This is a genomic window from Streptomyces cahuitamycinicus, from assembly GCF_002891435.1.
In the GTDB taxonomy this organism is placed as follows: domain Bacteria; phylum Actinomycetota; class Actinomycetes; order Streptomycetales; family Streptomycetaceae; genus Streptomyces; species Streptomyces cahuitamycinicus.
In genome coordinates, this window is the sequence record NZ_POUC01000264.1 from 1 (window position 1) to 11,273 (window position 11,273).

7 protein-coding genes are annotated in these 11,273 nt (G+C 68.7%); 5 read left to right on the forward strand and 2 right to left on the reverse strand.

Annotated elements, in window-relative coordinates; genetic code table 11:
* From C1J00_RS28445 to C1J00_RS28455, 3 genes are all read left to right on the forward strand, one after another.
* Positions 1–1,958, forward strand: a 1,958-nt coding sequence (locus tag C1J00_RS28445) for an IucA/IucC family protein (RefSeq protein ID WP_439333442.1), incomplete at its 5' end; no start/stop codon positions are given.
* Between the two features lie 85 nt (positions 1,959–2,043).
* Positions 2,044–2,979 carry a GNAT family N-acetyltransferase gene (locus C1J00_RS28450; protein ID WP_245936540.1) on the forward strand — a complete coding sequence of 312 codons (936 nt, stop codon included), beginning with the start codon at positions 2,044–2,046 and terminating at the stop codon, positions 2,977–2,979.
* 211 nt (positions 2,980–3,190) lie between these two features.
* On the forward strand, positions 3,191–5,167 hold the full coding sequence (locus tag C1J00_RS28455) for an ATP-dependent DNA helicase (protein ID WP_102911866.1): 1,977 nt from the start codon (positions 3,191–3,193) through the stop codon (positions 5,165–5,167).
* Between the two features lie 169 nt (positions 5,168–5,336).
* Here C1J00_RS28455 and lexA read toward each other — a convergent pair whose 3' ends face one another.
* The gene (gene lexA, locus C1J00_RS28460; RefSeq protein WP_102911867.1) at positions 5,337–6,116 is read right to left on the reverse strand and encodes a transcriptional repressor LexA; all 780 of its coding nucleotides are present in this window, start codon (positions 6,114–6,116) and stop codon (positions 5,337–5,339) included.
* Between the two features lie 619 nt (positions 6,117–6,735).
* On the opposite strand from lexA, the gene nrdR reads away from it, so the two are divergent.
* Entirely contained in the window at positions 6,736–7,296 is a 561-nt protein-coding gene (nrdR, locus tag C1J00_RS28465) for a transcriptional regulator NrdR (protein ID WP_102911868.1), read from the forward strand.
* 161 nt (positions 7,297–7,457) lie between these two features.
* Complete coding sequence (locus C1J00_RS28470) at positions 7,458–10,349, forward strand: vitamin B12-dependent ribonucleotide reductase (protein WP_102911869.1); 2,892 nt, start codon at positions 7,458–7,460, stop codon at positions 10,347–10,349.
* 84 nt (positions 10,350–10,433) lie between these two features.
* On the opposite strand, the gene C1J00_RS28475 is transcribed toward C1J00_RS28470, so the two are convergent.
* Entirely contained in the window at positions 10,434–10,967 is a 534-nt protein-coding gene (locus C1J00_RS28475; protein ID WP_102911870.1) for a TerD family protein, read from the reverse strand.
* Positions 10,968–11,273 lie beyond the last annotated feature (306 nt).

The window sequence follows — 11,273 nt, forward strand, 5'->3', positions numbered from 1 at the left end:
CCCCGACGCCTGGACAAGGCTCCGTCGGCGCCCGGCCATCGGGGATGTCACCGAACCCGCGGGTCCCTCATCAGCGGCCGATGGCGAAACCCGCCCAGGGTCTGACCGAGGGCCACGGCCCCGACCCCCTGACGGCTCCCGACCCGCACACCGTCGCCGAGGTCGCCGCCACGGAGAATCTGCTCCGCTGCTGGGCACGCGAGACCAACCAGTCCGCCCCCGCCGACGGCATCCTGCGCATTCCCCTTCCCGCCAGCGGCACAGCCCTGCTCGCCCCGGTCCGCTACTGGTCTCCGACGGGCTGGCACCGCTTCGGCGCTCCTCGTCTGGCCGGCGCTCCCGACTGCGCCCCACCGGCCGATGCCCTGACACTCGCCGTCCTACTCAGCCGGGAGATGTCCGCAGACGGCTCCGGTGACGACCGCGCACACGACTCCTTCCCCATGGCCACGCCCAACTCGACCACCACCGGCTTCAACGAGGGCACCGAGTTCATCGCGGGCGTTGCCGACTCCCTCCGACGGGTCGCCGGCTTCATCACCGCCCGCCGGGAACGACCGGCCGACGGCCCCGACCTCTTCCTGGCCGCGGAGCAGGCACTCCTCCTCGGACACCCCTTGCACCCGACCCCAAAGAGCCGCGACGGTCTAACCGAGGTACAGGCAGCCCTGTACTCGCCCGAGTCGCGAGGCTCCTTCCCTTTGCACTGGATGGCTGTCGCTCCCTCCGTCCTCGTCACCGACTCCTCCTGGACCGAACGCGGCCGCCCTGTCGCAGCCTCCCGGCTCACCACCCGCCTCGCCGGCTCCACACCGGTGTTGCCGGACGGGTACGTCCTGCTGCCCCTGCACCCCTGGCAGGCACACGAGATCCGGCACCGTCCCGATACCGCTGCCCTGCTCGACGCCGGACTGCTCCGTGATCTCGGCAGCAGCGGCCCTCACTGGCATCCCACCTCCTCCGTACGAACCGTCTACCGCCCCCATGCCCCCGCGATGCTCAAGCTCTCGCTGGGCCTGCGCATCACCAACTCCCGCCGTGAGAACCTCCGCAAGGAACTCCATCGTGGCGTCGAGGTCCACCGACTGCTCCGCAGCGGCCTCGCGCGGCAGTGGCAGGCCGTGCACCCGGACTTCGACATCGTCCGGGACCCCGCCTGGCTCGCCGTCGACACACCCGACGGAACCCCGGTGCCCGGACTGGACGTGGTGATCCGCCACAACCCGTTCAGCTCCCCGGACGATGTCTCCTGTGTCGCAGGCCTCGTCTCCCCGCGCCCGCCCTCGCCGACCGTGCCGGAGAGCTCGCCAGACCACCCGGCCAAGCTCGACCCGCCCCTGCGGTCCCGGCTGGCCGAGGTCGTCACGCGTCTCGCCCGACGCACCGGCCGACCCCGCGGAGCCGTCGCCGCCGAGTGGTTTCTGCGCTACCTCGCTCATGTGGTGCGCCCCGTCCTCTGGCTGGACGGCGAGGCCGGCATCGCCCTGGAAGCACACCAGCAGAACACCCTGCTTCTGCTGGACGCAGACGGCTGGCCCACGGGAGGCCGATACCGCGACAACCAGGGCTACTACTTCCGCGAGTCCCGGCGAGCGGACCTCGACGCCCGGTTGCCCGGGATCGGAGAGCGGAGCGACACGTTCGTAGGCGACGACGTCACCGACGAGCGACTCGTGTACTACCTGGTGGTCAACAACGTGTTCGGCCTCATCGGCGCGTTCGGCTCCCAAGGGCTGGCCGACGAGCGGCTGCTGATCGCCGCCTTCCGCCGTTTCCTCGGAACCGCGGCCTCCGGTCCGGCCCGGCTGCGGACCTCGCTGCCCGGCCGGCTGCTCGACTCACCCGTCCTGCGCTGCAAGGCCAACCTGCTGACACGGCTGCACGGTCTCGACGAACTCGCCGGCCCGGTCGACGGCCAGTCCGTCTATGTGACCATCGCCAACCCCCTGCGCTCCTGATCACCTTGATCGATGCCGACCACGACTGACCTCCTTCATCTCAGCCCCGAGCACATGCCCCACCCCCTTCCGAGAGGAGCGTTCGGTGCCTCCCTCCGACCCGGTCACCGCGACCGGTATCACCGCCCCTGTCATGGCTGACGTGGCTGCCGGAAACGGGCACCGTGCCATCTCCGGTGCCGGTAGCGGATCCGTATCGGCTCCCGGCGCAGAGTCCGGTGGGCGTCCGGCCCGCGCGGGTGCGCACAGCGAGGACACCATGGACCTGCGGCTCCCGGACGAGCTCGTCGCGCTCGTTGCGGCCGACACAGTTCAGGCGGTCGATGCACCTGACGGTCTGGGAGGAGTCCGCAGGCGGGACGAGGACGCATCGCAACCTTCCGTTCCCACCGCCCTGCCGGGTGACCCGTCCCGACCCTTCGCCGTCCCCCACCACGACGATCTCCCCGACGACCTCCTCGACCGCGTCGCCGAATGGGGCCCGGTCGACACGCCCGCAGGTGTGTTCCGCCTCGTCCCCGCGCGCATCGAACGAGACCTCCCGCTCATCAGCCGTTGGATGAACGACCCCGCAGCCGCGGCGTTCTGGGAGCTGTCCGGACCGCGGGACGTGGCCGAGGACCACCTGCGGACCCAGCTCGCCGGTGACGGGCGCAGCGTGCCGTGCGTCGGCGTACTGGACGGAACACCGATGAGCTACTGGGAGATCTATCGGGCGGATCTCGACCCGCTGGCCCGTCACTACCCGGCCCGGCCTCATGACACGGGGATCCACCTTCTGGTCGGTGCAGTCGCGGACCGGGGGCGTGGCCTCGGCGGTCTGCTGCTCCGGGCCGTGGCCGATCTCGTTCTCGCGCGGCGCCCCTCCTGCGCACGCGTCATCGCGGAACCCGACATTCGCAACACCCCCTCCATCGCCGCTTGCCTGACCGCCGGCTTCCGGTTCTCCGCCGAGGTCGACCTGCCCGCCAAGCGGGCCGCCCTCATGGTCCGAGACCGATCCCTCCGGCTCCTTCGATAGCGCTGTGTCACCACTCCATCACTCATTGAACGCAGCCCGTGCCGCCGCAGTTCCCATTGCCGCGCGAATCTTTGAGCGGCTTCGCCACGACCTCGGCCGCACGGCAACCCGTCTACCCGCACACCCTCCAGGAGCCCACGATCTTGATCCCGTCCCCCGCCCGCGCCTTGATCACCCGTTTGTCAGTGCAGGGTCGTAGGGTGGTCGCGCTATGACGAAGCCCTCACTCCCCGAACTCCTGCATGCTGCCGTCACTGCCGTCGGCGGTACGGAGCGCCCCGGTCAGGTGGCCATGGCCGAAGCCGTCGAGGAAGCGATCGACGACGGCTCCCACCTGCTGGTCCAGGCCGGCACCGGTACCGGCAAGTCGCTGGGTTACCTGGTGCCCGCGCTGGCGCACGGCGAGCGGGTGGTCGTCGCGACCGCCACCCTGGCCCTGCAGCGCCAGCTGGTGGAGCGCGACCTGCCGAGAACCGTCGAGTCGCTGCACCCTCTGCTGCGCCGTCGTCCGGAATTCGCGATGCTCAAGGGCCGGTCGAACTACCTCTGCCTGCACCGGCTGCACGAAGGCGTCCCGCAGGACGAGGAAGAGGGTCTCTTCGACCAGTTCGAGGCCGCCGCGCCCACCAGCAAGCTGGGTCAGGATCTGCTGCGGGTGCGTGACTGGGTCGACGAAACCGAGACCGGCGACCGTGACGACCTCACGCCCGGCATCTCGGACCGGGCCTGGGCGCAGGTGTCGGTGTCGTCGAGGGAGTGCCTGGGTGCCTCGAAATGCGCTTACGGCGCCGAGTGCTTCGCCGAGATGGCCCGCGAGCGGGCCAAGCTCGCCGAGGTCGTCGTCACCAACCATGCGCTGCTCGCGATCGACGCCACCGAAGGCGCCCCTGTCCTCCCGCAGCACGAGGTGCTGATCGTCGACGAGGCGCACGAACTGGTCTCCCGGGTCACCGGAGTCGCCACCGGCGAGCTCACGCCCGGCCAGGTCAACCGCGCCGTGCGCCGTGCCGCGAAACTCGTCAACGAGAAGGCGGCCGACCAGCTCCAGACCGCCGCCGAGGGTTTCGAACGGCTGATGGAGCTGGCGCTGCCGGGCCGTCTGGAGGAGATTCCTGAGGACCTCGGGTATGCCCTCATGGCGCTGCGCGACGCGTGTCGCACGGTCATCTCCGGTATCGGCGCGACCCGCGACAAGTCCGTCCAGGACGAGGACGCCGTCCGCAAGCAGGCCCTCGCCTCCGTGGAGAACGTGCACGACGTGGCGGAGCGCATCACCAACGGCTCCGAGTGGGACGTGGTCTGGTACGAGCGCCACGACCGGTTCGGTGCCTCCTTGCGGGTCGCCCCCATGTCCGTCTCCGGGCTGCTGCGGGAAAAGCTCTTCGCGGACCGCTCCGTGGTCCTGACGTCGGCGACGCTGAAGCTGGGCGGCGACTTCAACGGCGTCGGCGCGTCCCTGGGCCTCGCCCCCGAGGGCACCGAAGGCGACGATGTCCCGCAGTGGAAGGGCATCGACGTCGGCTCGCCCTTCGACTACCGCAAGCAGGGCATCCTGTACGTCGCCAAGCACCTGGCGCGTCCCGCGCGGGACGGCGATCGCGCGGACATGCTCGACGAGCTCACGGAGCTGATCCAGGCGGCAGGCGGCCGCACCCTCGGCCTGTTCTCCTCGATGCGGGGCGCCCAGCTGGCTGCCGAGGAGCTGCGCTCCCGGATCCCGGAGTTTCCGATCCTCCTGCAGGGCGAGGAGACACTCGGCGAGCTGATCAAGAACTTCGCGGCCGATCCGAAGACGTGCCTTTTCGGCACGCTGTCGCTCTGGCAGGGCGTGGATGTCCCGGGTCCCAGCTGCCAGCTGGTCGTCATGGACAAGATTCCGTTCCCGCGCCCTGACGACCCCCTGATGAGCGCCCGCCAGAAAGCCGTCGAGGACGCGGGCGGCAACGGCTTCATGGCGGTCGCCGCCACCCATGCGGCACTCCTCATGGCCCAGGGCGCCGGCCGTCTCGTACGGGCGTCGGGCGACCGCGGGGTGGTCGCCGTCCTCGACCAGCGTCTGGCGACGGCCCGGTACGGGGGTTACCTGAAGGCGTCACTGCCCGACTTCTGGTTCACGACGGACCGCAACCAGGTTCGGAAGTCGCTGTCGGCTATCGACGCGGCTGCGAAGCAGACGGAAGACGTGTGAGCTGTGGGGGTGGGCCACGGCCCACCCCCACAGCTCACACGTCTTCGGAGCTCGCCCGGGTCCGGCGGCGGCCGGCCCTGGACAGCGCAGGGCCCCGGAACCGGCGCAGGGGTCCCGGGGCCCGGTCAGAGGGCGGGCCCGATGGGCCCACCCGACGGGGTGCGCGTTGTCAGACGCGCCGCAGCACGGCCACCACCTTGCCGAGGATGGTTGCGTCGTCGCCGGGGATCGGCTCGTAGGCCGCGTTGTGCGGCAGGAGCCAGACATGGCCGTCCTCGCGCTTGAAGCGCTTGACGGTGGCTTCGCCGTCGAGCATCGCGGCCACGATGTCGCCGTTCTCGGCGACCGGCTGACGGCGCACCGTGACCCAGTCACCGTCGCAGATCGCGGCCTCGATCATCGAGTCACCCACGACCTTCAGGACGAACAGCTCACCGTCGCCGACGAGCTGGCGGGGGAGAGGGAAGACATCCTCGACGGACTCCTCGGCGAGGATCGGACCACCGGCGGCGATCCGGCCGACCAGCGGCACGTATGACGCCGCCGGCTTGCCCGCCGTGTCCGTGGGCTGCACCGAGGCGGCCTGGTCGGAACCGCGCACCTCGTAGGCGCGCGGGCGGTGCGGGTCACGGCGCAGGAAGCCCTTGCGCTCGAGGGCCATCAGCTGGTGTGCGACGGAGGAGGTACTGGAGAGGCCGACGGCCTGACCGATCTCCCGCATCGACGGCGGGTAGCCCCGTCGCTGAACGGAGTCCCTGATGACCTCGATCACGCGGCGCTGGCGATCGGTGAGTCCGGAGCTGTCCGCCCGGATGCCCGGAGGTCGGCCCGGCAGGGAGCGCTTTTGCCCCTCAGGGTTCGTGGCTTCGTTCATCGCATGCACCGGCTCCAGTCGGCCCTGGGAGCGGTCCTGGGCAGCAATGGCGGCACTGTCTGCGGTGGTGGTCACGTCGGCCCCTCTCGATGGTCTCCCTGCTGGACAACGGTAGTTGCTTTCGAAAGGTTGCGCCAAACACACGTTCGAGTGAAAAATCGCGAATCACCGGACGCGATCATGTGCCCGGGTGTATTGGCAGCCACGCGACCTGGCGGGCAAAACGGCCCATTGCTGTACTCTTCACCGCCGGGTTGATCACCTCATGGACTGTGCCTCAGTCTGCCATCCGGCATTCCCCTGTCCCGGGACCAGCCCTCATCTGTGCGGGAGTCGCACGTCCCCTCCTCGCGGCGCCCACGGTATCTCCGCATGCGGCGCGGCGATACGGCTGTGCGGGAACGGGTGCGGCTGTGTCCCGGGCGGAACCGTCGGTGACGGTGCTCCAGGGGCCCACGGGGTCGATGCGGCTCGGCCGTCACGCGTCACCTGCGCCTAGTCGCGCGACACGCGGGAGCCGCCTGGATGTATGAGCCAATCCCCACATGTAGTGGTTGGATTGCATCAGCAGCCCAGAAGTTGTGGTCCCCCGGGTCTCGAGGCTCATGGTCATCGCCTATGCTTGGGGCTGCTTCGTGGGGCGCAAGAGACCCGGCGAGGCTATTGAGTCTGCTGTGAGGAGGGTTGGGAGTTCATGCACTGCCCCTTCTGCAGGCACCCCGACAGCCGTGTGGTCGACAGTCGTACGACCGACGACGGCACGTCGATCCGCAGGCGTCGCCAGTGCCCTGACTGCTCCCGTCGTTTCACGACCGTGGAGACGTGCTCGCTCATGGTGGTGAAGCGGTCCGGAGTCACCGAGCCCTTCAGCCGTACGAAGGTCATCAACGGTGTGCGCAAAGCGTGCCAGGGGCGGCCCGTCACCGAGGACGCGCTGGCGCAGCTCGGCCAGCGGGTCGAGGAAGCGGTGCGCGCAACCGGAAGCGCCGAGCTGACCACCCACGACGTGGGGCTGGCCATACTCGGCCCGTTGCAGGAGCTCGACCTCGTCGCCTACCTGCGCTTCGCCTCCGTCTACCGGGCCTTCGACTCGCTGGACGACTTCGAGGCGGCCATCGAGGAACTCAGGGCGCAGACGGGCCACACCGGCGCGGACGACGAAGACCGCGATGACGCGGCTGCGGAGAGCCAGGAAGACGACCGCGGGCCCAAAGGGGCGGAACAGGTCCCCGAGCCCGCAGGCGCCGCCGACTGACCTGTGGGCCGGACCCGGAAGGCAGCTCCGGGCCCGGCCGGGCGGCGGCGAGAAAACCTGTTGCGGGCGATGTGAGTGGGTGCCCGCAACACCAGACAGAACACCGTGCCACGGGAACAACGGGGCACTTCAGGGCGTTTTCGCCCGTACAGGGAGGCGGCATGACAGAGACGGCGAGCGGTCCGGCACGGAGTTCCCGCGCCAAGAGCCCCAAGGTGAGCAAGGGCCTGCGTGTCGAGCGCATCCACACCACGCCTGGGGTCCACCCCTACGACGAGGTGACCTGGGAGCGTCGTGACGTCGTCATGACCAATTGGCGCGACGGCTCGGTCAACTTCGAGCAGCGCGGCGTCGAGTTCCCTGACTTCTGGTCGGTGAACGCGGTCAATATCGTCACCAGCAAGTACTTCCGCGGTGCCGTGGGCACCCCGCAGCGCGAGACCAGCCTCAAGCAGCTGATCGACCGCATCGTGAAGACGTACCGGAAGGCCGGCGAGGACTACAAGTACTTCGCCTCGCCCGCCGACGCCGAGATCTTCGAGCACGAGCTGGCCTACGCCCTCCTGCACCAGATCTTCAGCTTCAACAGCCCCGTGTGGTTCAACGTGGGCACGCCGCAGCCCCAACAGGTATCCGCCTGCTTCATCCTGTCCGTCGACGACTCCATGGAGTCGATCCTCGACTGGTACAAGGAAGAGGGCATGATCTTCAAGGGCGGCTCCGGCGCCGGCCTGAACCTCTCCCGGATCCGCTCCTCCAAGGAGCTGCTGTCCTCCGGCGGCAACGCCTCCGGCCCGGTCTCCTTCATGCGCGGCGCCGACGCCTCCGCAGGAACGATCAAGTCCGGTGGCGCCACCCGCCGCGCCGCCAAGATGGTCGTCCTCGATGTGGACCACCCGGACATCGAGGACTTCATCGAGACCAAGGTCAAGGAAGAAGAGAAGATCCGCGTCCTGCGCGACGCCGGCTACGACATGGACCTGGGCGGCGACGACATCGCGTCCGTCCAGTACCAGAACGCCAACAACTCGGTCCGCGTCAACGACGAGTTCATGACGGCCGTCGAGCAGGGCAGCCGGTTCGGCCTTCGCGGCCGGATGACCGGTGAGGTCATCGAGGAGGTCGACGCCAAGTCGCTCTTCCGTAAGATCGCCGAGGCCGCCTGGGCCTGCGCCGACCCCGGCATCCAGTACGACGGCACCATCAACACCTGGCACACCTGCCCCGAGTCCGGCCGCATCACCGCGTCGAACCCGTGCAGCGAGTACATGCACCTGGACAACACGTCCTGCAACCTGGCCTCGCTGAACCTGATGAAGTTCCTGAAGGACGACGGCAAGGGCAACCAGTCCTTCGAGGCCGAGCGCTTCCAGAAGGTCGTCGAGCTGGTCATCACCGCGATGGACATCTCGATCTGCTTCGCGGACTTCCCGACGCAGAAGATCGGTGAGAACACGCGCGCGTTCCGCCAGCTCGGCATCGGCTACGCCAACCTCGGCGCCCTGCTAATGGCTACGGGCCACGCCTACGACTCCGACGGCGGCCGCTCCCTCGCCGGCGCCATCACCTCCCTGATGACGGGTACGGCCTACCGCCGCTCCGCCGAACTCGCCTCGGTCGTCGGCCCGTACGACGGTTACGCCCGCAACGCCGACGCCCACAAGCGCGTCATGAAGCAGCACTCGGACGCCAACGACAAGGCCGTCCGCATGGACGATCTGGACACCCCGGTGTGGGCCGCCGCCAGCGAGTCGTGGCAGGACGTGCTGCGCCTCGGCGAGAAGAACGGTTTCCGTAACTCCCAGGCGTCCGTGCTCGCCCCGACCGGCACCATCGGCCTGGCGATGTCCTGCGACACCACCGGTGTCGAGCCCGACCTCGCGCTGGTCAAGTTCAAGAAGCTCGTCGGCGGCGGCTCGATGCAGATCGTCAACGGCACCGTCCCGCAGGCCCTGCGCCGCATGGGCTACATGGAAGAGCAGATCGAGGCGATCGTCGCCCACATCGCCGAGAACGGCAATGTGATCGACGCCCCCGGTCTCAAGCCCGAGCACTACGAGGTGTTCGACTGCGCCATGGGCGAGCGGGCCATCTCCCCGATGGGCCACGTCCGCATGATGGCGGCGATCCAGCCGTGGATCTCCGGTGCCATCTCCAAGACGGTCAACATGCCGGAGACGGCGACCGTCGAGGAGGTCGAGGAGATCTACTTCGAGGCCTGGAAGCTCGGCGTCAAGGCGCTCGCGATCTACCGTGACAACTGCAAGGTCGGTCAGCCCCTCTCCGCCAAGACCAAGGAGAAGGAGAAGGCAGAGATCACGGAGAAGGTCGAGGAGACCATCCGTACCGCGGTCGAGAAGGTCGTCGAGTACCGCCCGGTCCGCAAGCGCCTGCCGAAGGGACGTCCCGGCATCACCACGTCCTTCACCGTCGGCGGTGCCGAGGGCTACATGACGGCCAATTCCTACCCGGACGACGGTCTCGGCGAGGTCTTCCTCAAGATGTCCAAGCAGGGCTCGACCCTCGCGGGCATGATGGACGCCTTCTCCATCGCGGTCTCCGTCGGCCTCCAGTACGGCGTGCCGCTGGAGACGTACGTCTCGAAGTTCACGAACATGCGCTTCGAGCCGGCCGGTATGACGGACGACCCGGACGTGCGGATGGCGCAGTCGATCGTCGACTACATCTTCCGCCGCCTGGCGCTGGACTTCCTGCCCTTCGAGACGCGCTCCGCGCTCGGCATCCACTCCGCCGAGGAGCGTCAGCGTCACCTGGAGACCGGTTCGTACGAGCCGTCCGAGGACGAGGTCGACGTCGAGGGCCTGGCGCAGTCGGCGCCGCGCGCCCAGGAGCTGAAGGCCGTCACCGCTCCGAAGGCAGAGGAGGCGGCCAAGCCCGCCCCGCAGCAGGCCCACACCAGCGCCGAACTGGTGGAGATGCAGCTGGGCATTCAGGCCGACGCCCCGCTGTGCTTCTCCTGCGGCACGAAGATGCAGCGCGCCGGTTCCTGCTACATCTGCGAGGGCTGCGGCTCGACCAGCGGCTGCAGCTGACGCCGAACGCCTGAGCCGATGACGGCAGGGGCACCGCCTGCGGGCGGTGCCCCTGCCGCTTTGCCTGCCTCGTCGGCGGGGGGCTCAGGGGCGCTGTGCCGCACCCATCGTGGTGGTGAAGTCCACGGGATCGCCCTCGAAACCACGCAGGCCGGCGCGGAAGTTCCACGGGCCGGAGCCCTCGCGGGCGAACTCCGCGACCGTCGCCGCAGTTGCCCCTAGGACACTCCCGAAGTCGTCCTCCGTGAGGACGGTGTACCCCTCGCGGATACGCAACCCGGGGTTGCTCACACTGACGAAGGTGCGCTCCGCCGGGTGCTGCTGGATGACGACACCGACCACCACGCGCGCGTACCGGACATCGAGCCGGTCGAGTTCCAGGGTCATGACTTCGTCGTAGCCGAAGCCCTGGCCGTCCTTGCTGTCGCGGTTGAGAGTGATCGTGCCGTCGGGCGAGCGGCTGTCGAAGTGCACCACATATGCGGGGTCGCCGTGCGGATCGTCCGCCAGGTAGGTCGCCGCGACCAGATCCAGGTCGGTGGACGGCTGCCCCGCCGGGCTGGGATCCCACCGCACCGCGATCTCGACCTTGCGAAGCCCCTTGTTGAGCCCGTCCACCAGAGTCCCCTTCCCCGTACCGACCCGTCCGTCGTACCCAACTGCCGGGCCCTCATGACCGTTTGTCCATCCTGCCACGCGTGTGGGTGCGCGCGTGGGGGAGCGGTCCACCCAAGAGTGACCGACGCCACGCTCCGTGGCCTTACCATGGCGCGGTGCTGGTCAAGTGCTGTCTGTTATACACATCTCCGAGCCCACGAGACTAGCGCTCATTTCGTATGCCGTCTTCTGCTTGAAAAAAAAAAAAAAAAAAAAAAACAGGGTTGCCGGCACGTACCTGATTTATGCCTTTCTCTTATACACATC